This is a genomic window from Halomonas sp. SL18_1, from assembly GCF_055755715.1.
Genome location: NZ_JBVTRK010000001.1, coordinates 3,008,347 through 3,034,239, shown reverse-complemented (window position 1 = coordinate 3,034,239; position 25,893 = coordinate 3,008,347). Strand labels below are relative to the sequence as shown.

Sequence of the window (25,893 nt, the reverse complement as noted above, 5' to 3'; positions counted from 1 at the left end):
ATCAGCAGGCCCTGATCGACGATGAGATGGTCAGCTACAACCCCGGTGAGGAAGCGGGCCGTGTGGTCAGCAGCCATTGGGATAACGCCAAGGCAGCCACCAGGACCGCCTGGGAGGCGCTGCCATTCACCAGCGACGACGACTCCACGAAAGCCGCCCGAGGCCGTGTCGTGCAAGGTACCCAAGACGCCTACCAGGGGCTGCGCACCCTGTCAGGGCAGAGTGCGATATCTCTGGCCAAAAGCAGCTTCAGCCTGCGCAGCGGTGATATCGAGCCCACCCTTCTGGAGAGGTCGAGTTGCGTCGCCTCGCCGTGGCCGTCAACGGCCTTATCGACGGGCTGTGGATCGAGGAGCGCTGCCGGCGGAGACGCTGGAGAGTCGCGGGCTCCAGGCCACTGGCCTGGATGCCGCCTCGCGGCTGCTCGGCCTCAGGCTCGGCGAGCCTCTCTCGGTTGAGTGACCGACCGCAGAAACGCCGGTGCCCCGGCGCTGGGCCGGGGCGTGGGGAGTGGCAGCGTCAGGCGGCGTGGTGGCGCAGCACCTTGCTTTTGTCGATGACGAAGGCGTCGTACTCGAAGTCGTCCACCGTGAGCAGCTCCAGCACCTCCGCTTCGCGCTGGCGCATGAAGACGGCATCGTCTTCGCTGATCAGGCCGGCCTTGAGGGCCTCCTCGACACGCTGCTCCGGATGCAGCGCCTCCACCGGGATCTCACCCTTGGCATAGGCCTTGTTGACCGTGCGGTAGAGCGCCTCGGCGCGCTCCTGAGTCGCCAGCAGGGCGTTGTAGTGGGCCAGGGGGTTATCCTCGGCGCCATCGTTGCCGTCCCACGTCTCACGCAGCAGTTTCGTGCGCAGGGCGGTATCGCGGGAGACGGCCTGGGCAATGGTACGGGCCAGGTCGTCGTGGGGCGCTTGAAGCGCTTGCCCCGCGGCATGACCACCACGCGCAGCACCCGGGCGAGGGCCCGGTTTGGCAGGTTGTCGAACAGTTCGTCCAGTGCCTGCTCGGCGCGGCCCAGCAGCAGCTGACAGGCGTAGTGGAAGAGCGCCGCCTCGTCCTCGACCTTGTCGCCTTCGTGCCACTGCTTGATCACCATAGAGGCCAGGTAGAGGTTGGAGAGCACGTCGCCGAGGCGCGCCGAGAGCATTTCGCGCTGCTTGAGGGTCGAGCCGAGGCTGGCCATGGCGGCGTCGGCACAGAGACCGAAGCCGGCGGAGAGCCGGGCGACCTCCTTGGCATAGGGAGCAGCGGTGGCGTCGAAGGGGACATCGGACTTGCCAAGCCCCAGCCCCTGGGTGAGGGCGCGGGCGGCGTTGCCGAAGATCAGGCCGGCATGCCCGAAGAACGCCTTGTCGAAGGCCTGGAGGTCATCGGCGTCCTTGGCGGCCAGCTCCTCCAGCACGTAGGGGTGACAGCGAATCGCCCCCTGACCGAAGATCATCAGGTTGCGGGTCATGATATTGGCGCCTTCCACGGTGATCGCCACCGGGTTGGCGCTGTAGCCTATCCCCAGGTAGTTGCGCGGCCCCAGGGTCACCGCCTTGCCGCCGTGGATATCCATGGCATCGGCGAGGACCACCCGCTGGTACTCGGTGAGCTGGCTCTTGAGGATCGCCGAAGGCACCGCCGGCTTCTCGCCACGGTCGATGGTGTTGGCGGTTTGGTAGACCGCGGCCTGAGCGATATAGCCCAGCGCGCTCATGCGCGCCAGCGGCTCCTGAATGCCTTCCATCTCGGCCACCGGTACGTTGAACTGGCGACGGATGCGGGCAAAGCCCCCGCTCCAGCCGATGGCGTAGCGGGCGGTGCCGGTGGCGCCGGAGGGTAGGGTGATGCAGCGGCCGATGGAGAGGCACTCCACCAGCATGCGCCAGCCCTGGCCGATCATCTCGGTGCCGCCGATAATGGTGTCGAGCGGCACGAAGACGTCCTTGCCCTTGATCGGGCCATTCAGGAAGGGACTGCCAATGGGGTGGTGGCGGCGGCCGATCTCCATGCCCTGGGTATTACGTGGCACCAGCGCCAGAGTGATACCGCGGTCTTCTTCCTCGCCGAGCAGGTGCTCGGGGTCGAACAGGCGAAACGCCAGGCCCACCACCGTGGCGATGGGCGCCAGGGTGATCCAGCGCTTCTCGAAGTTGAGACGCACGCCGAGCACTTCCTTGCCGTCGATCACCTGCTTGCAGACCACGCCGGTGTCGGGCAGCGAGGTGGCGTCACTGCCGGCACGGGGACCGGTGAGACCGAAGCAGGGGATCTCGCGGCCGTCGGCCAGGCGCGGCAGATCGTGGTTCTTCTGCTCATCGGTGCCGTACTTGAGCAGCAGCTCGCCCGGACCCAGCGAGTTGGGCACGCCCACGGTGACCATCAGGGTCTCGTTGACCGAGAGCTTCTGCAGTACCAGGGACTGCGCCTTGGCAGAGAAGCCCAGGCCCCCGTACGCCTTCGGGATGATCATGCCGAAGTAGCGCTCCTGCTTGAGGTGGTCCCAAAGCGGCTGGGGCAGGTCGGCACGCTCCTTGGCGATGTCCCAGGCGTTGCACATGCCGGCGGCCACGGCGCACTGGTTGTCGAGGAAGGCACGCTCTTCGTCGGTCAGCCCCTCGTCCTTGTAATCGAGCAGGGCCTGCCAGTTGGGCTTGCCGGTGAACAGCTCACCGTCCCAGGCCACGCTGCCGGCTTCCAGGGCGACCCGCTCGGTGTCGGAGACCTTGGGCGAGACTTTCTTGAACATGGCGAACAGCCGCGGGGTCAGCCACTTGCCGCGCAGCGCCGGCAGCCCGGCCGCGGCCACAGCCGCTGCGCCGAGCAGCAGCAGCAAGCCCAGCAGCGTGGAGGCGACGAGCAGGCTGGCCAGGCCGGTGACGGCCAGCACGCCCAGGGCGGGAAGGGCGCCCGCCTCGCGGCGCATCACGGTGAGCAGGCCGCCAAGGGCCACGATCAGCAGGATCAGGGTGAGCATGAAACGACTCCGGTGGTGGTGGAACGCAAGCATTCGAACAGATGTTTGAATGCTTGCAGGTTAGCTCACTTTAATGCAACCGGCCAGCATCACAAAAACGGACTCTTCGCACTTTAGCGTGAACATGTTTGGCAGGCTTTATGGTGGGAGGCCGGCTCTGCCGGCGGTGCGACGCTTCGACGAAGGCGCCGCAGGCGCCCCTTGGGTAGCGCTGCGCGCTACTTCGTCGAAGCGTCGAACCGGAGCTGAAGTCGAGGCGTCGAACCGTCCCTCCCACAAAGCGAGTTCACGCCAGTCTGCGAAGAACCCAAAAATGCCCCGCGCTGCAGGGCAGGGCGGGGCGCAGTGGTAATGCTTGACCGGCTTTCTCAGTCGAGGCGGCGCTGGGGCTCTTCCCGGGCCGGGGCGCCATCCGCCACGTAGTAGGGGGCGTCGCTTGGCGGCAGCGGTTCGCGGCCGCGGATCCGGTCGGCGATCTTCTCGGCCAGCATGATGGTCGGGGCGTTGAGGTTGCCGGTGGGGATCAGCGGGAAGAGCGAGGCGTCCACCACCCGCAGCCCCTCCAGGCCGTGCACGCGGCCCTGGCCGTCCACCACGGCGTCGTCGCCTTCGCCCATCCGGCAGCTGCCGCAGGGGTGGTAGGCGGTCTCGGCGTGGGCGCGCACGAAGGCGTCCAGCTCGGCATCGGACTGGACGTCCGGCCCCGGCGAGATCTCCCGGCCGCGGTAGGGATCGAAGGCGGGCTGATTGATGATCTCGCGAGTCAGGCGAATGGCGTCGCGAAACTCCTGCCAGTCCTTCTCGGTGGACATGTAGTTGAACAGGATGCTGGGCGCCGCATTTGGGTCTCGGGAGGTGAGGCGGATGCGACCGCGGCTCTCCGAGCGCATGGAGCCGACGTGGGCCTGGAAACCATGGGCCTGCACCGCGCTCTTGCCGTTGTAGCTGATGGCGATGGGCAGGAAATGGTACTGCAGGTTGGGCCACGCCTCCTGGTCGTTGCTGCGGATAAAGCCTGCCGCCTCGAACTGGTTGCTGGCCCCGATGCCCTTGCCCAGCAGCAGCCACTCGGCGCCGATCTTCGGCTGGTTGTACCACTTGAGTGCCGGGTAGAGGGAGATCGGCTGCTTGCACTCGTACTGGATGTACATCTCCAGGTGATCCTGGAGGTGGGCGCCGACGCTGTCGTTGACCTGCACTGCCTCGATGCCGAACTCCTCTAGCACCTCGGCTGGCCCCACCCCGGAGCGCTGCAGGATCTGCGGCGAGGCGATGGCGCCGGCGCAGAGCAGCACCTCGCGGCGGGCATGCACTTGCTGCGTCTTGCCGCGCCGCAGATAGCGCACCCCTGTGGCTCGCTTGCCCTCGAACTCGATAACGTCGGTGGTGGCGCGGGTCTCGATGGTGAGATTGTCGCGCCCCTTGGCCATGTCGAGATAGCCCCGTGCCGTGGAGGCGCGCCGGCCCTCGGGGGTCACGAAGCGGTCCATGGGGCCGAAGCCCTCCTGCTGGTAGCCGTTGACGTCCTCGGTCTCCGGGTAGCCGGCCTGCTTACCCGCCTCGATAAAGGTGCGATAGAGGGGGTTGTTGCCCGCCTTGGGGGTGGTCACGCTGATCGGGCCATCGTCGCCGTGGTAGGCGTTGGCGCCGATATCGCGGCTCTCGGCCTTCTTGAAGTAGGGCAGGCAGTCGGCGTAGGTCCAGTCCTCGAGCCCGGGCGCCTTGGCCCAGCCGTCGTAGTCCAGGGCGTTGCCGCGGATATAGCACATGCCGTTGATCAGCGAGGAGCCGCCCAGCCCCTTGCCGCGGCCGCACTCCATGCGCCGATCGTCCATGTGGGGCTCGGGGTCGGTCTCGAAGGCCCAGTTGTAGCGCTTGCCCTGCAGCGGGAAGGCGAGCGCCGCCGGCATCTGGGTGCGGAAGTCGAAGCGGTGGTCGGGGCCGCCGGCCTCCAGCAGCAGGACGGTGGTATCGGCATCTTCGGTGAGCCGGGCGGCCAGCACGTTGCCGGCGGAGCCGGCGCCGATGATGACATAGTCGAATTCACGAATCTGGGACATAACATCTCTCAACTAGAACGCGAGGGAAGTGGCCTGCTGCCATATGCAAGGAGTGCCGGTCTGAGGCGAGTGCTGCTGGCTGCAGCGAGGGGCGCCGGGGACAAGCCGAAGAGGAGGTCCTACGCCATGGATGGCGTAGGTAGCGCCCAGGGAAGGGTTCATAGCGCCTCCTCAAAGGCTTGTCGACGGATCAGCCCGAGCGGTACCCGCTCGCTGGGATGGCCGGGGGCGTATTTTTCCTGTCAGAACACCGACTCGAACGGTCCCATCTCCACCTGTACCGACTTGGTCTGGGTGTAGTGGGCCAGCGTCTCGACGCCGTTCTCGCGGCCGATGCCGGACTGCTTGTAGCCCCCACCGGCATCTCGGCCGGCGACTCGCCCCAGGTGTTGATCCAGCAGATGCCCGCCTCGAGGCGATGAATGGTGCGGTGTGCCCGGGCGAGGCTCTCGGTGAAGACGCCGGCCGCCAGGCCGTAGTGGGTGTCGTTGGCGCGGCGAATCACCTCCTCTTCCTCGTCGAAGCTGAGGATCGCCATCACCGGGCCGAAGATCTCCTCGCGCACGATGCGCATATCATCGGTGCAGTCGGTAAAGACGGTGGCCGGCGCCCAGGCGCCGCCGGCGAAGTCGCCCTCGGCAAGCGGCTCGCCGCCGATCAGCACCGCCGCGCCGTCCTGCTTGCCGTACTCGAGATAGGTGAGCACCTTGGCCTGGTGTTCGAAGCTCACCAGCGGGCCGAAGTTGACGCTGTGATCGAGCGGGTCACCGGCGCGGATGCGCCCCACGCGCTCTACGATCTTCGCCTCGAAGTCGGCCTTCACCGTCGCCTCGACGAACACCCGGGTGCCGTTGGTGCAGATCTGGCCGCTGGAGTAGAAGTTGGCCATCATGGCGGCGTCGGCAGCGCGGTCGAGGTCGGCATCGGCGAAGACGATCAGCGGCGACTTGCCGCCCAGCTCCATGGTCACCTCCTTGAGGGTGGAGCCACCGGCTGCGGCCATCACCTGCTTGCCGGTACCCACTTCGCCGGTGAACGACACCTTGGCAATGCCGTCGTGCTCGGTGAGCATGGCGCCTACGCGACCGTCGCCGTGCACGACGTTGAAGACGCCGTCGGGCAGGCCCGCCTCGGTGAAGATCTCGGCCAGCTTCGCGGCGGTCAGCGGGGTCACTTCGCTGGGCTTGAAGACCACGGCATTGCCGGCCGCCAGCGCCGGGGCGGCCTTCCAGCAGGCGATCTGGAGCGGATAGTTCCAGGCCCCGATAGCGCCGATCACCCCCAGGGGCTCGCGGCGGGTGTAGACGAAGGAGGATTCACGCAGCGGAATCTGGGCTCCCTCGATGGCGGGCGCCAGGCCGGCATAGTACTCGATGGTGTCGGCTCCGGTGGCGATGTCCACGGCGGCGGTCTCGCTGATCGGCTTGCCGGTGTTGCGGGTCTCGAGCTCGGCCAGCTCATCGTTGCGCTCTCTCAGCAGCGCCGCAGCGCGCTGCAGGATGCGCCCGCGCTGCATGCCGGTCATGGCAGCCCAGACCTTCTGGGCCGCTTCGGCGGCGGCCACGGCGCGATCCACGTCGCAGGCCGAGGCGTGCTGGACCTTGGCCAGTCGGCGACCGTTGAAGGGGTTGATGACGTCGAAGGTCTCGCCGGAGCTTGCCGCTACGTGGCGGCCGTCGATATAGAGAGGCTGTGCATCGCAGGTTGCCATGGGGATCTCCTGTCAAGAAGTGGGTAGGGGTTCGTAAGCGGCCAGCAGCTGGTTGAGGTAGTTGTGGGCCAGGCGTCTTGCCCGGTCGGCATCCAGCCCCTCGGGAGTGAGAGCGCCGCGCAACCATAGGCCATCGATCATTGCCGCCAGGCCGCGGGCGGCGTCCCGCGCATCCTCGCGTGGCATCAGGCGGCGGAACTGATGGCAGAGATTGGCGTAGAGGCGGCGATCATTGACCTGCTGCAGGCGGGCCAGCTGTGGTGCGTGCATGCTGCTGGCCCAGAACGCCAGCCAGGTCTTAGCCACGGGCCCGGTCACCTGGCTGCTGTCGAAGTTGCCGTCGATGATGGCGCCAAGGTGGGCCCGCGGCGAGCCATGGGCCAAGGCGCGTCGCCGCACCGCCACGGCATCGCCAAGATCGGTTAGGATCTGTCGCATGGTGGCCTCGAGCAGTCCGTCCTTGCCGCCGAAGTAGTGGCTGATGATGCCGGCGGAGACGCCGGCGTGACGCGCGATGCGCGCTACCGTGGCATCGGCGAGGCCGACCTCGTCGATGGCGGCCATGGTGGCCCGGATCAGCTGCTGGCGGCGAATCGGTTCCATTCCAACCTTGGGCACCGTGAAGACTCCTGTGCATGCTTGGCCCTGTTCCGGCGTTGCCGGATCGATGGCGACCAGAATGCCATTTTTTTATTGAACGTTCAATCAATAAAAACTCGCTGCCGTCGCCGACTTGCCAGTGAGGCATGCCTCGGGCATAATCTCGCTCCGTCGACGCTCACACAGGCTGTGACCGCTTCGATAAAGGCTACGTAGCTCAGCTGGTTAGAGCACATCACTCATAATGATGGGGTCCCCTGTTCGAATCAGGGCGTAGCCACCAGACTCGCAACAAGGCGCCCACTCGGTCCAACCGGGTGGGCGCCTTGCGTTGCGGGGTGAGGTGGTCGAGCGCAGGGGCGGTAGGGCTAGGTTGTGGCTCCCGGGACTTGACCTTGTCGCCGCGTTACGTATACTACGCCCCGTGTTCGCGGTCGTTCCCCGATAGCTCAGTTGGTAGAGCAAATGACTGTTAATCATTGGGTCGCAGGTTCGAGTCCTGCTCGGGGAGCCAAACAACGCGGATGCTGATTTTCGGTGCCATTCCTCGATAGCTCAGTTGGTAGAGCAAGTGACTGTTAATCACTGGGTCGCAGGTTCGAGTCCTGCTCGAGGAGCCATCGGCATCCCCCTGCCAGGCAGCATCGGTCTCGTGCCGTTGTGCCACCTTGTTCCCGGATAGCTCAGTTGGTAGAGCAAGTGACTGTTAATCACTGGGTCGCAGGTTCGAGTCCTGCTCCGGGAGCCATCTTCCTGCGATTCCGTCCTTTCGCATCGGCTTCTTTCTTCTGCTCCGATGTGATGCTGAGATCCGTTCCGGCAGACTGCCTCCACAGGTCTAGCAGTTTTCCCGCGTGATTTGTCCGTGCTTCGAGTGTGACGACGGCGCCGCTTGCTTGCGTGCCCGGCCTGTTGCGCGCCTGAGTGGCAGCGCCACGAAGCCGGCCCCTGCCGAAGCAAGGGCCGGTGGTGGCGAGAGGGGTTAGCGGCGTGCGGCCAGCCGCTGCTGGCTGAGTTCCGCGTAGTCAGCGAGGATCTCAGCCGCCTCGATGACCTGCACCCGCTCGACGGGCTCCTCCTCGTCGGCATCCTCGCCGCGGGCATCGATCCACTCCTCGAGCAGCTCGAGGCCGAGGGCCTCGCGTCGCTGGTTCTCCAGGGCCAGCTGTTCGGCCTCCTGCGCTTCGGCCTCTTGCTGGCGCTGCTCACGGTCGAGACTGACGCTGGTATGTTCCTCACGCAGCTGGCGAGCCAGGTCGGCGCGGCGCTCCAGGTAGACGAAGTTGGGGCGCGTGTCGGCCCGCTCGCGGTGACGTGACCTAAGGGTTTCCATGTACTCCCAGGGCTCGCCGTAGTGGCGGTACTGCACTTCCTGGACGGTATCCCATTCCAGGGCGTTATCCAGGCTGCTCTCACCGATCCGCTCGGGGTCCACCAGGTTGGGGAAAAGGATGTCGGGCTCGACGCCGCGGTGCTGGGTGCTGTCGCCGGAGATGCGGTAGAACTTGGCGCGAGTGAGCTTGATCTGCCCATGGCTGAGATCGCTTAGGGTCTGCACCGTCCCCTTGCCGAAGGTGGCGTTGCCCAGCACGAGCCCGCGGCCATAGTCCTGAATGGCGCCGGCAAAGATTTCCGAGGCGGAGGCTGATAGCCGGTTGACCAGCACCGCCAGGGGGCCGTCATAGAGGGTGCCGGTCTCGGTGTCGCCATACAGGCTGATGCGGCCGCGGGCGTCGCGCACCTGGACGGTGGGGCCGCGGTCGATGAACAGGCCGATCAGCGAGTTGGCCTCCTGCAGGGCGCCGCCGCCGTTGTTGCGCAAGTCGAGCATGATGCCGTCGATCCCCTCTTCCTTGAGCTGTTCCACCTGGCGGGCGACGTCGCGGGTGGTGCTGCGGAACTCCTCTTCGCCGGCCTGCCAGGCATCGAAATCGACATAGAAGGTGGGGATGGTGATCACGCCGATACGCTTGGTCCCTTCGCTGCGGTCGATCTCGATGACCTCGCTGCGTGCGGCCTGCTCCTCCAGATCCACGGTGTCGCGGGTGATCGCGACCTCCCGGGAGCGGGTCATGTCCACGGCTTCGGCCGGCACCACATCGAGGCGAACCGTGGAGCCCTTGGGGCCGCGAATCAGCTCGACCACTTCATCCAGGCGCATGCCCACCACGTTGACCATCTCACCCTCTTCCTGGCCGACGCCGACGATGCGGTCGGCGGGTTCCAGCACGCCCGCGCGGTCTGCCGGTCCGCCGGGCACAAGGCTGACCACCTTCACGTATTCGCCGTCCGACTGCAGCATGGCGCCGATGCCTTCCAGCGACAGGCGCATCTGGATGTCGAAGGATTCGCCCTGGCGCGGCGAGAGGTATTCCGTGTGCGGGTCGATGCTGCTGGTCACTGCCGCCATGAACAGGCCGAACACGTCCTCGCCGTTGGTTTGCCGCAGCCGAGTGAGCTGGCCTTCGTAGCGCTGGCGCAGGTTGGCCTCGATCTGCTCGCTGTCCTGGCCGCTGATGTCCAGCGTCAGGGCGGCATTCTTGAGCCGCTTGTGCCACAGCTCGTCCAGCTCGCTCTCGCTGCTGGCCCAGGGGCTCTCCTTACGGTCCAGCTCGAGCCGCTTCTGGTTGTCGTATTGGAAGTCCAGCCCGGCGTCGAGATGCTCGAGTAGCCACTCGTAGCGCGCCTCGGCACGCTCGTGATAGCGGCGATAGAGCGCGTAAGCCGGTTCCAGGTCGCCGTCAAAGAGGATGTCGTCGAAGCGCGTCTCCAGGTGACGATAGGCCTCGACGTCGCGGTCGAGCAGGAAGGCACGCTGGCCGTCGAGCACATCCAGGTAGCGCTCGAAGGCGATCTTTGACCACTCATCGTCGAGGTCGATGTCGGCGTAGTGGCCATAGCGCAGGGATTCGGCGACTTCCGCCGCGACCTGACGCTGGGCTTCGCTGGGGTGAATCTGCGCCAGGGCCACGGTGCAGGTCAGCATCAGCAGTACCAGCAGCAGGGCCGAGCGCCGAACAACGGCTAACAGGCTCATCAATGAAGCACTCCCGGTTTCGTGTACACTTCCTTCCCTAGACACGCGCAAGGCTGGCGAGTTGCGAAGGCCGATGGCGCATTGTAGCAGCTGTTACGTTATCCACAGCCCCTTGAAGAGGATCCTCATGTCCCGGGAAGCCCGTATCGAGCGACTGCTCGAGTTTTGAAGCGATCTCCCACCCCCTGGCACGCCGTGGCCGTCATGGTCGAACGCCTGGAGGCCGCCGGCTTCCGGCGTCTCGAAGAGACGCACCCCTGGCAGCTGACCCCGGGTGAGCGGGTCTATGTGACCCGCAACGATTCCTCGATCATCGCCCTTCAGCTACCTGCAGAGGGGCTGGAGGCGCTGCGCATGATTGGCGCTCACACCGATAGCCCCGGGCTGCGGCTCAAGCCCAATGCGGCGCAGACCGCGGCCGGCTGGCTGCAGCTGGGGGTGGAGGTCTATGGCGGTGTGCTGCTGGCTCCCTGGTTCGATCGCGACCTGGGGATCGCCGGTCGGGTCCACGTGCGCCATCCCGACGGGCGCCTGGAGGGCGTCCTGCTCAACGTCGATCGGCCGGTGGCGATCGTGCCGAGCCTGGCGATCCATCTGGATCGGGAGGCCAACAACGGCCGTGCCATCAACGCCCAGACGGAGATGGCGCCGGTGCTCCTTCAGGGCGGTGAGGCGCCCGATCTGCAGCGCCTGCTCGCCGGCTGGTTGGCGGAGCAGCACGGTCTGGAGGGTGTCGAGATCCTCGATTTCGAGCTGGCCTTCCATGATACCCAGCCTCCGGCGCGTCTCGGCGTCGCGGGGGAGCTGATCGCCAGCGCGCGGCTGGACAATCTGCTCTCCTGCTTCATCGGGCTCGAGGCGCTGCTGGAAAGCGATGGGCGCCAGGGGGCGCTGCTGGTGGCCAACGACCACGAGGAGGTCGGCAGCGCGAGCGCCTGCGGCGCTCAGGGACCCTTCCTCGGCGACGTGCTGCGGCGGGTCGCCGAGCAGCTGGGCGCCGAAGGGGAGGAGGGCGTGGTGCGCCTGGTTCAGGCATCGCGCATGATCTCCTGCGACAACGCCCATGCGCTGCATCCCAACTTCCCAGACAAGCACGATGCGGCCCATGGTCCGGCGCTCAACGGCGGGCCGGTGATCAAGGTCAACGCCAATCAGCGCTACGCCACCAACAGTGCCACCGCGGCCCTGTTCCGCGACCTGTGCCAGGAGGCCGGGGCGCCGGTGCAGACCTTCGTGACCCGGGCCGACATGGCCTGCGGTAGCACCATCGGGCCGATCACCGCCACCGAGCTCGGCGTGCCAACCCTGGACGTGGGGGTCCCCAGTGGGCCATGCACTCGATTCGCGAGACTGCGGGCGCCGGGGACGTCGACCACCTGACCCGCGCGCTGGCGGCCTTCGTCAACCGCGCCGAGCTGGCCTGAGCCACCCGGCGGGCATAAAAAGTTCTTCGCACTTTAGCGTGAACATGTTTGGCAGGTTTTATGGTGGGAGGCCGGCTCTGCCGGGCGAAGGCGCCGCAGGCGCCCCATCGGTAGCGCTGCGCGCTACTTCGCGAGCTGAAGCTCCCTCCCACAGGGTAAGTTCACGCCAGTCTGCGATGAACCAATAAAAAACCCGGCGCCAGAGGCGACGGGTTTTTTTTTCGATCTCTGGTGGCTACGCCCTGATTCGAACAGGGGACCCCATCATTATGAGTGATGTGCTCTAACCAGCTGAGCTACGTAGCCGTGCAACGGGGGCGAAGTTTACGGACTTGCCGGGGTCGCGTCAAGTGGCCTGGGCATCAAACGTTGAAGCGGAAGTGGATAACGTCGCCGTCCTGAACGACGTAGTCCTTGCCTTCCAGCCGCCACTTGCCGGCGTCCTTGGCGCCCTGCTCGCCGCCCAGGGTCACGAAGTCGTCATAGGCGATGACTTCCGCTCGGATGAAGCCCTTCTGGAAGTCGGTGTGGATCACCCCGGCGGCCTCGGGGGCGGTGGCGCCCACCTTGACCGTCCAGGCGCGCACTTCCTTGACCCCGGCGGTGAAGTAGGTCTGCAGGTCGAGCAGGGCGTAGCCGGCGCGGATCACCCGGTCGAGCCCCGGCTCGGCCATGCCCATCTCTTCAAGGAACATGGCGCGCTCCTCGTCATCGAGTTCGGCGATCTCGGCCTCGATCTGGTTGCATACTGGCACCACCACGGCGCCCTCCTCGGCGGCGATCTCATTGACCACCTCCAGGTAGGGGTTGTCCTCGAAGCCGTCCTCATTGACGTTGGCGATGTACATGGTCGGCTTGAGCGTCAAGAAGCCGAAGCTCTTGAGCTGCTTCTTCTCATCGTCGTCGAGGCCGAAGCTTCTCAGCGGCAGGCCCTCGGCCAGGTGCGGCTGAATGCGCTCCAGGATCGCCTTGGTGGCGATGGCCTCCTTGTCACCGCCCTTGGCTACCCGCACCAGGCGCTGGATGGCGCGCTCGACGGTGTCGAGGTCGGCCAGCGCCAGCTCCAGGTTGATGGTCTCGATATCCGTGCGCGGGTCGACCTGGTTGGCCACGTGGATGACGTTGTCGTTGTCGAAGCAGCGTACCACGTGGGCAATGGCCTGGGTTTCGCGGATATTGGCCAGGAATTTGTTGCCCAGGCCCTCGCCCTTGGAGGCACCGGCCACTAGCCCGGCGATGTCCACGAACTCCATGGTGGTGGGCAGGACCTTCTGGGGCTTGACGATCTCGGCCAGCTTGTCGAGGCGCGGGTCGGGCATCGGTACGATGCCGACATTGGGCTCGATGGTGCAGAAGGGGAAGTTCTCGGCGTCGATGCCGGACTTGGTCAGTGCATTGAAAAGCGTGGACTTGCCGACGTTGGGCAGGCCGACGATACCGCAGTTGAAACCCATGGGATCTTCCTGGAAAGCGAGTTCGAGAATGGCGATTGGCCGGTATTCTACTCGACCGAGCTGTAAGCCATAAGCCGTAAGCCGTAAGAAAACCCATCCCGGCCAGCAGTGGGGGTGACTTACAGCTTATAGCTTCAAGCTTATGGCTGGCTTTTCAGCCGGAGGCAGAAAGCTGTGCAGCCGGTTCATGGCCTGCGCCCAGTTGCCGGTAACGGCCAGGGGCAGGGTGGCCAGGCACTCGTCGATGGCCGCCTCGATGGCGGTGAGTTCGGTCTTGCCGGGACGGCTCAGTACATAGTGCGTCACCTGGCGGGCCTCGCCGGGATGGCCGATGCCGATGCGCAGCCGGTGGAAGCCCTTGTCGTTGCCCAGGGCGCTGATGGTGTCGCGCAGCCCATTGTGGCCGCCGTGGCCGCCGCCGGTCTTGTAGCGGGCGGTGCCCGGGGCGATGTCCAGCTCGTCGTGGGCCACCAGCAGCTCGCTTGGGGTCAGCTTGAAGAACTGGCACAGGGCCGCTACGGCAGCGCCGCTGCGATTCATGAAGGTGGTGGGCTCGAGCAGGTGGAGGTCATGGCCGTCGAGCTGAACCTTGGCGTAGAGGCCGAGAAACTTCTTCTCCGGGCGCAGCTCGGTGCCCGAGCGGCGCGCCAGCGCTTCCACCATCCAGGCGCCGGCATTGTGGCGCGTCGCTGCGTAGTCGGGACCGGGGTTGCCCAGTCCGATGATCGCCTTGAGCTGGCTCATGGGTGCCTCCATAAAAAGGTTCATCGCAGACTGGTGTGAACTTGCCCTGTGGGAGGGAGCTTCAGCTCGCGAAGTAGCGCGCAGCGCTACCCATGGGGCGCCTGCGGCGCCTTCGTCGAAGCGTCGAACCGCCGGCAGAGCCGGCCTCCCACCATAAAACCTGCCAAACATGTTCACGCTAAAGTGCGAAGAACCCAAAAAAAATCAAGCGCCGGGGCGCTTGATCGGAACCGGGAGGGCCGTGCCAGGCACGGCCCCGAAGCGGGCGCGATTATTCGGCGCTCTCTTCGCCTTCCTCGCCACCTTCTTCGCTTTCCTCGCCGCCGCGGACCTTGGGCTTGGAGATGCTCAGAATGGCGTTGTCGTGATCCTCGCCGTGGGTCAGGTCGACCAGGGTCACGCCGGCCGGCAACTTGAGGTCGGAGAGGTGAAGGGTGGTGCCCAGCTCGACGTCGGTGATGTCGACCTCGAGGAAGTCGGGCAGGTCCTTGGGCAGGCAGCTGATCTGGATCTCGTTGGAGAGCACGTGCAGCTCACCGCCCTGGTCCTTGACGCCCTTGGACTTCTCTTCGCCCACCACGTGCAGCGGCACGTTGATGGTGATCTCGTGGGTGGCATCCACGCGCATGAAGTCGGCATGGGTCACCAGCGGCTTGTAGGGGTGGCGCTGCAGGTCGCGCACCACGACCTTCTCACGCTTGCCGTCGATGACCAGCTCGATCACGGAAGAGAAGAAGGATTCGCTCTCGATGGCCTTGTAGAAGGCGGACTTCTCCAGCGAGATCGGCTGCGGCGCAGACTCGCCACCGTAGACGATGGCCGGCACCTCGAGGTTCGCACGACGCAGGCGGCGGCTCGCACCTTTCCCCAGGTCGTTACGAACGCTGGCGTTAAGGGTAAAATCGGACATGATGTTGCCTCTTGCTTGAAGTAAGGAAAGCGCCACGGCCCGCGACCTGACCGTGACGTTTCCGGAAGCCCCGCAGGGCGGTTTTCCGGCGCCTGCTCTTAGTGGAACATGGCGCTGACGGATTCTTCGTTGCTGACCCGGCGGATCGCTTCGGCGATCAGGCCCGCTACGCTGAGCTGGCGAATCTTGCCGCTGCGGCGGGCCAGGTCGGACAGCGGAATGGTGTCGGCGACGACCACCTCGTCGAGCACCGAGTTGGTGATGTTGTCCACCGCCGGGCCGGACAGGATCGGGTGGGTGGCGTAGGCGACCACGCGGCGCGCGCCGTGGGCCTTGAGCGCGTCGCCGGCCTTGCACAGCGTGCCGGCGGTATCGATCATGTCGTCCACTACCACGCAGGTACGATTCTCGATCTCGCCGATAATGTGCATCACCTGGGCCTGGTTGGCCTGGGGGCGGCGCTTGTCGATGATCGCCAGGTCGGCGTTGAGCTGCTTGGCAATGGCGCGTGCCCGCACCACGCCGCCGACGTCCGGCGAGACCACCACCAGGTCGTCATAGTTCTGGCGCTCGATGTCGTCGAGCAGGATCGGTGAGCCGTAGACGTTATCCACCGGCACGTCGAAGAAGCCCTGGATCTGGTCAGCGTGCAGGTCCATGGTCATCACCCGGTCGACGCCGGCCTTGACCATCATGTCGGCCACCACCTTGGCCGAGATGGGCACCCGGGCGGAGCGCACCCGGCGATCCTGGCGGGCATAGCCGAAGTAGGGCACCACGGCGGTGATTCGCGTGGCGGAGGCCCGGCGCAGGGCGTCCACCATCAGGATCAGCTCGAGCAGGTTGTCGTTGGTCGGCGCACAGGTGGATTGCAGGATGAAGACGTCCTTGCCGCGAACGTTCTCGTTGATCTCGACCGCGATCTCGCCGTCGCTGAACTGGCCAACCGTGGCGTTGCCCATGCGGCTATCCAGGCTGTCGGCGACCTTCTGGGCGAGTTCGGGATTGGCATTCCCGGCAAAAACCATCAATTTCGACACGCGCATCCACCTATGCAGTGTTGGGGGTCATTCGGGGGTCCGGCTCCTGGCCGAAAGGCCGTCATGCTTGCGGCCCGGTGGGGCGCCAGCGTCATCGACCCAGGGCGGCATGTAGCGGGGAGGCATTGACGCCGCGGGCCGTAAAGGCCGTGAAATGCCCGGGCAGATCGGCCGCGATTCGCTGCGCTTCGGCGCGCGTGGCGGTCCAGGCAAAGATACAGGCGCCGGTGCCGGTCAGCCTGCTCGGTGCCCGGGCGCCAAGCCAGTCGAGTGCCTCGGCGACCTGCGGATAGAGTGACCTGACCGTGGCTTCGCAGTCGTTGCGCCAGCTGGGCGCTCCCCCTGCAGTGCGCGCGCCATGGTAATCGGGGGGTGTTGCGTGTCAATTGTGCCGCCCCGAACACCGCGGGGGTGGCCACCGAGACACCGGGGTGCACCACCAGGAACCAGGGGGTGTCGAGCGTCACCGGGATCAAGCGCTCGCCGACGCCCTCCGCCCAGGCGGCCCGGCCGTGGACGAAGACCGGCACGTCGGCGCCTAGCTGCAGGCCGAGCTCGGCGTGGGCATCGAGCCCGAGCTCGAGCCCCCACAGCCGGTCGAGGCCGAGCAGCGCGGTGGCGGCATTGGAACTGCCGCCGCCGAGTCCGCCGCCCATGGGCAGGCGCTTGGTCAGGCGAATGTCGGCGCCGAGCCGACAGCCGGTGGCGGCCTGCAGCAGCCGAGCGGCGCGGATCACCAGATTGTCCTCGGTGGCTAGGCCGGCAATGGACGGAGTCAGGCGGATCTCGCCATCCTGGCGAAGGGTGACCTCCAGGCTGTCGCCGTGGTCGAGGAACTGGAACAGCGTCTGCAGCTCATGGTAGCCGTCGCTACGACGGCCGACGATATGCAGCATGCGGTTGAGCTTGGCCGGCGCCGGCAGCGACAGCGTGTCGGAGCGGGGGGAATGTGTCGGGCATGTCGCGTCGTCAGTCGTCGAGCTGGGGGCGCCACTCGGTGACCACCAGGGTCACGCGCAGGTCGTCGTAGTTCATGATCAGGCGTCGCGGCAGCCACAGCGATTCGACCTGGGTCCAGTCGCGATAGGCGATCTCCCAGCCATCCTGTTCGAGGCGCTGCGGGAAGCCCAGCTCGTCGCTTTCCAGCCGGTGGGCGCTGTCGTCGGCGGGCAGGCCGCGAATCCAGTCGGCGAGGGCGCTGACCGGCAGCGACCAGCCGAGCTGCTGCTGCATCAGGGCCTCGGGAGTTTCGGCCTCGAAGCGGCCCTCCGAGGTGGTCAGCGAAAAGCGCCCCTCGCGACCCTCGAGGGTGCTACGGCCGCTGCCGAACGGGCCACTGATCAGCAGCCGGTAGTAGTGGGGGTGCTGGCTCCAGTCGAGGTTGGCGCTGGTCGACTCTTGGGGAGTGCGCAGCCCGGCCTTGCCGGCCAGCATCCAGGTCTGCAGCTCCGCCAGGCGCTCCTGCTGGGCCTCCCACTGGCCCGCCTGCCGCTCCCCGTCGGGGGTCGGCAGGCGGGGGGCGCAGCCGGCGAGCAGGGCCAGGATCAGGCCGATCAGGAGCAGGCGCAGGGCGGTGGCGTGGGGCATCATGGCGGCGTCTCGTCGGGTGTGCAGGGAGGTTGGACTTCGGCTCAGGGAGCCAGTTCAGGGATGCGTTCGAGCAGTTCGTCCAGGTGAGTACGGTCCTCGTAGCGCTCGAGGGCCAGCTCGACCCTGGCCCGGGCTTCGTCGGGGCGATCCAGCGCCCAGAGTACCTCGGCGAGATGGGCGGCGATCTCCGGGTCGGGCATAGCGGCGTAGGCGCGCTCCAGCCAGGGCAGGGCGCGCTCGGGCTCGCCGAGCCGGAAGTAGACCCAGCCCAGGCTGTCCATGATGGCGGCGTTGCCGGGATCGAGTGCGTGAGCGCGCTCGATCAGTTCGCGTGCCTCCTCGAGTCGCCCCTCGATATTGAGGTCGGCCAGCGTATAGCCCAGGGCATTGAGCGCCATGGCGCTATCCGGGTTGTGCTCGATAATGCGACGCAGATCGCGCTCCATGGCCTCGACGTCGCCGCTTTGCCAGGCCCGCATGCCCCGCTGATAGAGCAGTCGCTCGTCGTTGGGGGTGCGCTCGAGTTGGCGGTCGAGCAGGTCCTCGGCTTCCCCGTCCAGCCCAAGCTCGTCGAGCAACTCCACCTCGAGGGCGACCAGCTCGCTGATCTGCTCGTCGTGGCGCAGGCGCTCGATGCGCAGGAAAGCTCGGGCGTCCAGCAGCCGATCGTCCTCGATCAGCATGCGGGCGGCACGCAGCCGGGCCATCAGGAATTCGCCACCCGGTGCGACCTGGCGATAGTAGAGCAGGGCGTTGTCGACCTCGCCTTCCTGTTCGGCGATGGCGCCGAGCAGGAAGTAGGCCATGGCGGGCGTCTCTTCCTCGCTGACCAGCGGCACCAGGAGGCGCCGCGCCGGTTCCGGGTGGTGGCTCTCCAGGTAGAGATTGGCGAGCGCCATGCGCAGTTCGTGGCCGCCTTCGTGGCGCTCCAGCAGCGCGTCGGTGCCGGCTTCGGCGGCGGCCACGTTGCCCAGCGCCAGCTCGGCCTGGGCCAGCAGCAGGATGAAACGTGGATCCTGGGGGGCGACTTCCAGCCCGCGGCGGGCATCGTCACGGGCGCGCGCCGCCCGGCCGGCGTCCAGCGCCAGCTGGGCCCGCGTCAGCCACAGGGCCGGCAGCTCCGCGTGCTCACGGGCCAGGGCGTCGAGTCGCGCTTCGGCGCGCCGCGTCTGTCCGGTGGCGGCCTCGAGCATGGCCATGGCCAGCTCGGCGTCGTGCCGGTGGGCGCCGTCGGTGGATCGGGCCAGATGTTCGCCAAGACGTTCGCGCAGGGGTAGGGGGTCGGCATTGGCCTCCAGGGCCCTCTCCACGAAGCCGGCCAGATCGCCCTGGCCACCGCGCGCGGCCAGCTGCAGGCGCTGCTCCAGTGCGGAGATCCAGTCGCCGCGCTGCATGGCCAGGCTGGCCAGCAGGCGACTGGGCGCCTCCGACTGCGGGGCCAGCCGCTGCCACTGCTGCACGACCTCCTCGAGCAGCAGCGGGTCGCTGCTGAAGCGTGCGGCCAGGGTGGCCCGCTCGGCCAGCTCGGCAGAGCGATACCGTTCGGCCATCTCCTGGTAGCCGCTGGCGGCACGGCGATAGTCGCCGCGCTGACCGGCCAGCTCGGCGGTCAGCAGGGTGGCCAGCCCCCCGGCGTCCAGGCCCTGGACGATGGCGGGGGCCGAGTCGAGAGGATCCTCGACGGTCGCAGGCTCGGCCCGGGGGACAGCGTCTGACAGCCGGCCAGCAGCAGCACCAGGCCAAGGCCTGCCAGCCCATGGCGAGGATGAGGAGTCAGGAGGCGACAGCGGAGGGGTGAGGGCATGCGAATCTCGTCAGGAATGCCAAGTCGCCAGCATACCGGCTCGCGGCCGGCGGGCAAAGGGATCGCCTGCTGTGTCGACGGCCCGGGGGCGGGCAAGGCCAAGGCGCTGTCTCTTGTCGTGCGTCAATAGTGTGGCCTGTCATGCACATGGCGCCGGGGGGCAAGGCTGTGGTAGAATCTGGCGCCGCAGAGGCGGGCTTTATTTCGGTGCCGCCTGACGACATCACGCGAAGACGCCTAACGCATGACGCTGCTTGCCCTCGGAATCAATCACAAGACCGCGACCGTCGCGGTGCGCGAACGGGTCGCCTTCACGCCTGCTCAGCTGGAGTCGGCGCTGGGCGAACTGCGCCATATCCCCAGGTGCAGGAGGCCGCGGTGCTGTCGACCTGTAACCGGACCGAACTCTATTGCGTGACCGAGTCCAGCGGTGAGCGGGTGATTCTCGACTGGCTGAGCCATTTTCATGGCCTGCCGGTGGATGATCTGACCTCCTGCGCCTACCACTATCTCGATAATGACGCCGCCCGCCACCTGATGCGGGTGGCCGTGGGGCTCGACTCCATGGTGCTGGGCGAGCCGCAGATACTGGGCCAGCTCAAGGAGGCCTATCAGTCAGCGCGCGAGGCGCGCGGGCTCGGCGGCGAGCTCGAGCTGCTCTTCCAGCATACCTTCTCGGTGGCCAAACAGGTGCGTACGCGTACCGGCATCGGCCAGAATCCGGTGTCGGTGGCCTATGCGGCGGTGAGTCTGGCAAGCCGTATCTTCGACGATTTCGGCCGCTCGCGCGCGCTGCTGATCGGCGCCGGCGAGACCATCGAGCTGGTCGCGCGCCACCTGCGCGAGGCCGGAGTGCGCGAGATGATCGTCGCCAACCGCACCCGGGAGCGGGCCGAGCTGCTGGCCGGCGAGTTCAACGCCGAGGCCATCTCGCTCAACGAGATTCCCACCGCCCTGGAGCGTTCGGACATCGTCATCTCCTCCACCGCGGCGCCGCTGCCGATCCTCGGCAAGGGGATGGCCGAGCGGGCGTTGAAGAAGCGCCGCCATCGGCCGATCTTCATGGTGGATATCGCCGTGCCGCGGGATATCGAGCCGGAGGTCGGCGACCTGGACGACGTCTTCCTCTACACCGTCGATGACCTCCACGAGGTGATCCAGGAGAACCGCCGGCATCGCCAGGCGGCGGCCGACCAGGCCGAATCCCTGATCGAGTACGGCGTCGGCGTCTGGCTCCAGGAGCGTCGCATCCGCAGCGGCGGCGAGCTGATTCGCCGCTATCGTGGCCAGGCCGAGAGCCTGCGCGCGCTCTCCGAACGCCAGGCCCTGGCCCGGCTGGCGCGCGGCGAAGACCCGGAAACGGTGATTCGGCTGCTGGCGCATCAGCTGACCAACCGCCTGCTGCATCGCCCCACGGTGGCGATGCGCGAGGCATCCGGCGGCGAGCGTCGCGATCTGCTGACCGCCGCCGAAACGCTGCTGCTCGACCCCCCGTTAACGAAACCCTGACAGGACACGCCATGAAAGCGACCCTGCGCCAGCGTCTCGATGCCTTCGTCGAGCGCTTCGAGGAGCTTGCCGCTCTGCTGGCCGAGCCCGAGGTGATCGCCGATCAGGCCCGCTTCCGCGACTACTCCCGTGAATATGCCGAGCTCGAGCCGCTGGTTGAGGCCTGGCGCGACTATCGCGCCACCGAAGGCGATCTGGAGACCGCCGAACAGCTGGCCTCCGACAGCGACGCCGACATGCGCGAGCTGGCCGAGCTGGAACGCGATGAGAGCCACGCCCGGCTCGCCGAGCTCGAGGTGCGGCTCAAGCAGCTGCTGGTGCCCAAGGACCCCGACGATCATCGCAACGTCTTTCTCGAGATCCGGGCGGGAACCGGCGGCGACGAGGCGGCGCTGTTCGCCGGCGACCTGTTCCGCATGTACTCCCGCTATGCCGAGAAGCGCGGCTGGAGGGTCGAGGTGGTCAGCGCCAGCCACGGCGAGCAGGGCGGCTACAAGGAGATCATCTCCCGGATCAAGGGCGAAGGCGTCTATGCGCGGCTCAAGTTCGAGTCCGGGGCGCATCGCGTCCAGCGTGTTCCCGCCACCGAATCCCAGGGGCGCATCCACACCTCGGCCTGCACCGTGGCGGTGATGCCCGAGGCCGACGCCGTGGGCGACATCGAGATCAATTCCGCCGACCTGCGGGTGGACACCTTCGCTCCAGCGGTGCCGGTGGCCAGCACGTCAACACCACCGACTCGGCCATTCGCATCACCCACCTGCCCAGCGGCACGGTGGTGGAGTGCCAGGAGGAGCGCAGCCAGCACAAGAACCGCGCCAAGGCGATGTCGCTGCTGGCCGCGCGCCTCAAGCAGGGCGCGGTGGATAGTCAGCGTCAGCAGCAGGCCGATACCCGGCGCTCCCTGGTGGGGTCGGGGGATCGCAGCGAGCGCATCCGCACCTACAACTTTCCCCAGGGGCGGCTCACCGACCACCGCATCAACCTGACCCTCTACAAGCTCGGCGAGGTGGTCAGCGGCGAGCAGCTTGACGAGGTGATCGAGCCGCTGATCCACGAGCATCAGGCCGAACAGCTCGCGGCCCTGCAGCAGAGCGCCTGATGCGCCTGGACCGGCTGCTGGCGCGGGCCGCCGAGCGGCTGACGCAGGCGGGCTCGCCGAGCGCCCGGCTGGACGCCGAGGTACTGCTGTGCCACGTGCTCGGCCGCGATCGCACCTGGCTCTATACCTGGGGGGACCGGCAGGCGCCGCGATACGCCCGGGCGCGGTTCGAGGCGCTGGTGGCGGCGCGCGCGGCCGGCCATCCGGTGGCCTATCTCTGCGGCGAGCGGGAGTTCTGGGGGCTTGGCCTTGCCACCGACCCCAGCACCCTGATACCGCGACCCGATACCGAAACGCTGGTGGAAGCGGCCCTGGCCCTGGCCGAGGCGCCTCACGGCCGCCTGCTCGACCTGGGGACCGGTACCGGCGCCATCGCCCTGGCCTTTGCCAGCGAGCGACCCGGCTGGGCGGTGACCGGGGTCGACCGGGAGCCCCGTGCGGTGGCGCTTGCCGCGGCCAATGCCCGACGCCTGGCGATGTCCCATGTGCGGTTCATCGAGAGCGACTGGTTCTCGGCGCTTGCCGGTGAGGCCTTCGAGCTGATCGTGGCCAATCCGCCTATATCGACGGGCGCGACCCTCATCTGACCCGGGGCGACGTGCGGTTCGAGCCGCGCAGCGCCCTGGTGGCCGATGGCGGCGGCCTGGCCGATCTTCGCCACCTGGTCTCAGCCGCGCCGGCTTACCTGGTGCCCGGCGGCTGGCTGGCCATGGAGCATGGCCATGACCAGGCGGACGCCGTGAGGGCGCTGCTGCGCTCGGCCGGCTATCGCGAGGTGGCGAGCCGGCGCGACCTGGCCTGGCATGAGCGGGTAACCCTGGGGCGGATGCCAGCGCCGCGTTGAGGGAAGGGCTAGCACAGTCACGAAAAGCGAGGGGCGCTGGGGGCAAGTCGAAGAGGAGGTCCTGCGCCAGGGGTGAGGAGCACTGCTCCGAACGGGCTGGCCATGGATGGCCAGCCCCGGTCCAGCAAGCGGAGCAGGATGCGGGAGCGCAGCTGGGCGCCGGTAGCGCCCAGGGAGGGGTTCACAGCGCCTCCGCGCAGGCTTGCCGACAGGTCAGCCCCGAGCGACGCAAGCTATCTGCGATAGTCCTCGCGTTGAGGGCGCTTGACTGGAGGCCGTGGCGCTCGCTGTGGTACACCTATTCAGGAAATAATTCCGATAGTCGCCGGCTTTGTGAGACCGAACACCAGCAGCAAGGATGATTGCCGCTGTTTTTCAGTTCGATTTGCTGCCATGTCGACATCTTTCGTTCATCCTGATCGGTTTGCCCAATACGATAATGAAAGCCAAGACCCGCTCCCTCGACCGTATCGACCTCAAGATCCTGCGCTCCCTGCAGGAGAACGCCCGCATCTCCTACGTGGATCTGGCCGCGCAGGTGGGCCTCTCCACCACTCCCTGCCTGGAGCGCGTCAAGCGACTCGAGCGGGCGGAGTCATCCGCGGCTACAAGGCGGTGCTCGATCCCCGGGCCTTGAAGGCCAACCTGCTGGTGTTCGTGGAGATCAGCCTGGAGACCCAGTCGCCGGCGGTGTTCGATGAGTTTCGTCGTGCCGTGGCCCGGCTGCCGCAGATCCAGGAGTGCCACCTGGTCTCGGGGCAGTTCGACTACATTCTCAAGTGCCGCATCCCCGAGATGTCGGCCTACCGTCAGCTGCTCGGCGACGTGGTGTTGACCCTGCCGGGCGTCAAGGAATCCAAGAGCTATGTGGTCATGGAGGAGGTCAAGGAGGAGTTCTCCCTCTATGTGCCCGATATCGAGGAGCTGGAAGGCAAGTGATCACCATGAACGATGAGGCGCTGCTGCGTTACAGCCGGCAGATCATGCTCGAGCCGATCGACATCGCCGGCCAGGAGCGCTTGCTGGCCTCGCGTGCCCTGGTGGTGGGAGCCGGCGGCCTGGGCTCGCCGGTGGCGCTCTACCTCGCCGCCGCCGGGGTGGGCCATCTGACCCTGGCCGATGCCGATGCGGTGGAGCTCTCCAACCTGCAGCGCCAGATCGCCCATGGCATGGCCGATCTGGGGCGCAACAAGGCCGAGTCGGCCCGGGAAGCGGCGCTGGCGCTCAATCCCGGCTGTGAGATCCAGGTGCTCGGTGAACACCTGGACGTTGCGGCGCTGGAAGTGGCGGCGGCAGCGGCGGACCTGGTGCTCGACTGCACCGACCGCTTCTCCAGCCGCTACGCCATCAACCGCGCCTGCCTGGCGACAGGCACACCGCTGATCTCCGGGGCGGCTATTCGCTTCTCCGGCCAGCTGGCGGTCTTCGATCCCCGCGACAGCGAGAGTCCCTGCTACGCCTGTCTCTATCCCCCGGGGAGCACGGCGAGAGCGACGAGGCGCTCTCCTGCGCCGAGAGCGGCGTGGTGGCGCCGCTGGTGGGGCTGATCGGCAGCTTCCAGGCCCTGGAGGCGATCAAGCTGCTCAGCGGTGCCGGCACGCCCCACCGGGGATTGTCGAGCTTCGATGGCCTCTCCGGCCAGTGGCGCCACTTCAAGGTGCCGCGGGATCCGGGCTGCCCGGTCTGCGCCACGTCCTGAGCCCGCCATGGCCGGCATGCCGTCGCGCTGCGCGATCGCCTCGCTGAGCCATACTACCCGTGGGCGGGGGCGACCCGTCGCGGTTAGGATGGGCTCATGACCGTCACGTCACCCTTTGCGTCCGCGGCGTCCTATTATCGTGATACCGCCGCCGTCGAACTCGCCGCCTGCCCGCCGCTCGCTGGCGAGGCGCGCGCCGATGTCTGCGTGATCGGAGCCGGGATCACCGGCTGTTCGGCGGCGCTGGAGCTCGCCGAGCGCGGCTATTCGGTGGTGCTGCTAGAGGCCCGCGACATCGGCTATGGCGCCTCGGGGCGCAGCGGCGGGCAGATCCTGCCGGGGCTCGGCACCGACATCGCCACCGTGGAGCAGGTCTTGGGCCGCGAGTCCGCCCGGGAGATCTGGGAGATGAGCCGTGAGGCGGTGCGCTGGACCGCCGAGCGGGTCCGGCGCCACGCCATCCCCTGCGACCTCGCCTGGGGCTACCTGCATGCCGCGGTCAAGGCCCGTCACGTCAAGGAGCTGCTGGCGCTGCGCGACCGCCTGGCTCGGGACTACGGCTACGGGGCGCTGCGCTGGCTGGAGGGGGCGGCCCTGCGCCAGCACGTGGTGACCGACGCCTACCGGGGGGCGCTCTACGAGAGCGAGGGTGGCCACCTGCACCCCCTCAACTACACCCTGGGCCTGGCCCGGGCCGCCCAGCGGGCCGGGGTGGAGATCCACGTCGACAGCGCCGTTCGGGAGGTCCAGCGCGGCAGTCCGGCGCGGGTGATCACCGACCGGGGGCGGGTCACCGCCGACTTCGTGGTGGCGGCCGGCAACGCTTACCTGGGCCGGCTGCTCCCCGAGCTGGATGGGCGCATCATGCGCGCGGCCAACTACATGATCGCCACGGCGCCGCTCAGCCCGTCCCAGGCGACCCGCGTGCTGCCGCAAAACGATGCGCTTTCGGACGCCAACTTCGTGCTCGACTACTACCGCCTGTCGGCGGACAGGCGGCTGATCTACGGTGGCGAGGTGAGCTATGACGGCCGTGAGCCGCGCGGCCTGCGCCGGCGCATGGATGCCAAGATCGCCCGGCTGTTTCCGGTGCTTCAGGGCGTGGGGATCGACTATCGCTGGGGCGGCGATGTCGCCATTACCCTCAACCGCGCCCCGGACCTGGGCCGGCTGGGCAGCAACCTCTACTATGCCCAGGGCTACTCGGGGCACGGCATGGCGCTGGCCGGGCTGGCCGGCCGGCTGCTCAGCGAGGCCATCGCCGGGCAGAGCGAGCGCTTCGACGCCTTCGCCGCCATGCCCCACCGGCGCTTTCCCGGCGGTGCGCGGCTGCGCACGCCGCTGCTGGTGTTGGCGACGACCTTTTACAAGCTCCGCGATCGATTCTAGATGCCGCGGT

The 25,893-nt window shown here is 67.3% G+C and carries 10 protein-coding genes, 5 tRNA genes and 9 pseudogenes; 11 read left to right on the top strand and 13 right to left on the bottom strand.

The annotated features are described in order from the left end of the window. Positions 1 to 519: 519 nt before the first annotated feature. The 4 genes and pseudogenes from ACSJDS_RS15460 to betI all read right to left on the bottom strand — a co-directional run bounded on the left by ACSJDS_RS15460 (position 520) and on the right by betI (position 7,355). Positions 520 to 2,915: pseudogene (locus tag ACSJDS_RS15460) on the bottom strand (acyl-CoA dehydrogenase). Positions 2,916 to 3,334: 419 nt separating this feature from the next. Further along, a complete protein-coding gene (gene betA / locus ACSJDS_RS15455) occupies positions 3,335 to 5,026 on the bottom strand; it encodes a choline dehydrogenase (RefSeq protein WP_473034035.1) in 1,692 nt (563 codons plus the stop codon). Positions 5,027 to 5,268: 242 nt separating this feature from the next. After that, positions 5,269 to 6,737, bottom strand: a pseudogene (betB, locus tag ACSJDS_RS15450) (betaine-aldehyde dehydrogenase). A gap of 12 nt (positions 6,738 to 6,749) precedes the next feature. Continuing rightward, positions 6,750 to 7,355: a transcriptional regulator BetI gene (gene betI, locus ACSJDS_RS15445; protein WP_473034034.1), complete on the bottom strand. Its 606-nt coding sequence runs from the start codon at positions 7,353 to 7,355 to the stop codon at positions 6,750 to 6,752. A 188-nt stretch (positions 7,356 to 7,543) separates the two neighbouring features. On the opposite strand from betI, the gene ACSJDS_RS15440 reads away from it, so the two are divergent. The 4 genes from ACSJDS_RS15440 to ACSJDS_RS15425 all read left to right on the top strand — a co-directional run bounded on the left by ACSJDS_RS15440 (position 7,544) and on the right by ACSJDS_RS15425 (position 8,085). Beyond that, a tRNA-Met gene (locus tag ACSJDS_RS15440) sits at positions 7,544 to 7,620 on the top strand. Between the two features lie 155 nt (positions 7,621 to 7,775). After that, positions 7,776 to 7,851: transfer RNA gene (locus tag ACSJDS_RS15435), tRNA-Asn, on the top strand. Positions 7,852 to 7,881: 30 nt separating this feature from the next. Next, positions 7,882 to 7,957 (top strand) — tRNA-Asn (locus ACSJDS_RS15430). Positions 7,958 to 8,009: 52 nt separating this feature from the next. Further along, positions 8,010 to 8,085: transfer RNA gene (locus ACSJDS_RS15425), tRNA-Asn, on the top strand. Between the two features lie 234 nt (positions 8,086 to 8,319). Here the strand turns inward: ACSJDS_RS15425 and ACSJDS_RS15420 are convergent. Beyond that, positions 8,320 to 10,374, bottom strand: a complete 2,055-nt coding sequence (locus tag ACSJDS_RS15420; RefSeq protein ID WP_473034033.1) for a carboxy terminal-processing peptidase — start codon at positions 10,372 to 10,374, stop codon at positions 8,320 to 8,322. A gap of 204 nt (positions 10,375 to 10,578) precedes the next feature. On the opposite strand from ACSJDS_RS15420, the pseudogene ACSJDS_RS15415 reads away from it, so the two are divergent. After that, a pseudogene (locus ACSJDS_RS15415) lies at positions 10,579 to 11,798 on the top strand (M18 family aminopeptidase). A 229-nt stretch (positions 11,799 to 12,027) separates the two neighbouring features. On the opposite strand, the gene ACSJDS_RS15410 reads toward ACSJDS_RS15415, so the two are convergent. The 8 genes and pseudogenes from ACSJDS_RS15410 to ACSJDS_RS15375 all read right to left on the bottom strand — a co-directional run bounded on the left by ACSJDS_RS15410 (position 12,028) and on the right by ACSJDS_RS15375 (position 19,086). After that, positions 12,028 to 12,104 (bottom strand) — tRNA-Met (locus tag ACSJDS_RS15410). A 56-nt stretch (positions 12,105 to 12,160) separates the two neighbouring features. Next, on the bottom strand, positions 12,161 to 13,252 hold the full coding sequence (ychF, locus tag ACSJDS_RS15405; protein ID WP_473034032.1) for a redox-regulated ATPase YchF: 1,092 nt from the start codon (positions 13,250 to 13,252) through the stop codon (positions 12,161 to 12,163). A 126-nt stretch (positions 13,253 to 13,378) separates the two neighbouring features. Next, positions 13,379 to 13,996, bottom strand: coding sequence for an aminoacyl-tRNA hydrolase (gene pth / locus ACSJDS_RS15400; RefSeq protein WP_473034031.1), 618 nt, complete (start codon positions 13,994 to 13,996; stop codon positions 13,379 to 13,381). 271 nt (positions 13,997 to 14,267) lie between these two features. After that, positions 14,268 to 14,906, bottom strand: a complete 639-nt coding sequence (locus ACSJDS_RS15395; protein WP_473034030.1) for a 50S ribosomal protein L25/general stress protein Ctc — start codon at positions 14,904 to 14,906, stop codon at positions 14,268 to 14,270. A gap of 98 nt (positions 14,907 to 15,004) precedes the next feature. Then, on the bottom strand, positions 15,005 to 15,946 hold the full coding sequence (locus ACSJDS_RS15390; RefSeq protein WP_473034029.1) for a ribose-phosphate pyrophosphokinase: 942 nt from the start codon (positions 15,944 to 15,946) through the stop codon (positions 15,005 to 15,007). A 91-nt stretch (positions 15,947 to 16,037) separates the two neighbouring features. Beyond that, a pseudogene (gene ispE, locus ACSJDS_RS15385) lies at positions 16,038 to 16,842 on the bottom strand (4-(cytidine 5'-diphospho)-2-C-methyl-D-erythritol kinase). Positions 16,843 to 16,915: 73 nt separating this feature from the next. Then, on the bottom strand, positions 16,916 to 17,536 hold the full coding sequence (gene lolB / locus ACSJDS_RS15380) for a lipoprotein insertase outer membrane protein LolB (RefSeq protein WP_473034028.1): 621 nt from the start codon (positions 17,534 to 17,536) through the stop codon (positions 16,916 to 16,918). Positions 17,537 to 17,577: 41 nt separating this feature from the next. Then, positions 17,578 to 19,086, bottom strand: coding sequence for a tetratricopeptide repeat protein (locus ACSJDS_RS15375; protein ID WP_473034027.1), 1,509 nt, complete (start codon positions 19,084 to 19,086; stop codon positions 17,578 to 17,580). Positions 19,087 to 19,584: 498 nt separating this feature from the next. Between ACSJDS_RS15375 and hemA the strand changes: the two are divergent. The 6 genes and pseudogenes from hemA to ACSJDS_RS15345 all read left to right on the top strand — a co-directional run bounded on the left by hemA (position 19,585) and on the right by ACSJDS_RS15345 (position 25,883). After that, a pseudogene (hemA, locus tag ACSJDS_RS15370) lies at positions 19,585 to 20,849 on the top strand (glutamyl-tRNA reductase). Positions 20,850 to 20,860: 11 nt separating this feature from the next. Then, positions 20,861 to 21,951 (top strand): annotated as a pseudogene (gene prfA / locus ACSJDS_RS15365) (peptide chain release factor 1). After that, positions 21,951 to 22,795, top strand: a pseudogene (gene prmC / locus ACSJDS_RS15360) (peptide chain release factor N(5)-glutamine methyltransferase). The pseudogenes prfA and prmC overlap by 1 nt, the downstream one beginning before the upstream one ends. Before the next feature lie 439 nt (positions 22,796 to 23,234). After that, positions 23,235 to 23,734: pseudogene (locus ACSJDS_RS15355) on the top strand (Lrp/AsnC ligand binding domain-containing protein). A 5-nt stretch (positions 23,735 to 23,739) separates the two neighbouring features. Beyond that, positions 23,740 to 24,494 (top strand): annotated as a pseudogene (locus tag ACSJDS_RS15350) (HesA/MoeB/ThiF family protein). A 96-nt stretch (positions 24,495 to 24,590) separates the two neighbouring features. Next, positions 24,591 to 25,883: an NAD(P)/FAD-dependent oxidoreductase gene (locus tag ACSJDS_RS15345; protein WP_473034026.1), complete on the top strand. Its 1,293-nt coding sequence runs from the start codon at positions 24,591 to 24,593 to the stop codon at positions 25,881 to 25,883. Positions 25,884 to 25,893: the final 10 nt, after the last annotated feature.

Excerpts from the sequence above, each read along its gene's own strand:
- betA (WP_473034035.1), bottom strand. The coding sequence starts at position 5,026 with ATGTCCCAGATTCGTGAATTCGACTATGTCATCATCGGCGCCGGCTCC.
- ACSJDS_RS15420 (WP_473034033.1), bottom strand. The coding sequence starts at position 10,374 with ATGAGCCTGTTAGCCGTTGTTCGGCGCTCGGCCCTGCTGCTGGTACTG.
- ychF (WP_473034032.1), bottom strand. The coding sequence starts at position 13,252 with ATGGGTTTCAACTGCGGTATCGTCGGCCTGCCCAACGTCGGCAAGTCC.
- pth (WP_473034031.1), bottom strand. The coding sequence starts at position 13,996 with ATGAGCCAGCTCAAGGCGATCATCGGACTGGGCAACCCCGGTCCCGAC.
- ACSJDS_RS15395 (WP_473034030.1), bottom strand. The coding sequence starts at position 14,906 with ATGTCCGATTTTACCCTTAACGCCAGCGTTCGTAACGACCTGGGGAAA.
- lolB (WP_473034028.1), bottom strand. The coding sequence starts at position 17,536 with ATGATGCCCCACGCCACCGCCCTGCGCCTGCTCCTGATCGGCCTGATC.
- ACSJDS_RS15375 (WP_473034027.1), bottom strand. The coding sequence starts at position 19,086 with ATGGCCGAACGGTATCGCTCTGCCGAGCTGGCCGAGCGGGCCACCCTG.
- ACSJDS_RS15345 (WP_473034026.1), top strand. The coding sequence starts at position 24,591 with ATGACCGTCACGTCACCCTTTGCGTCCGCGGCGTCCTATTATCGTGAT.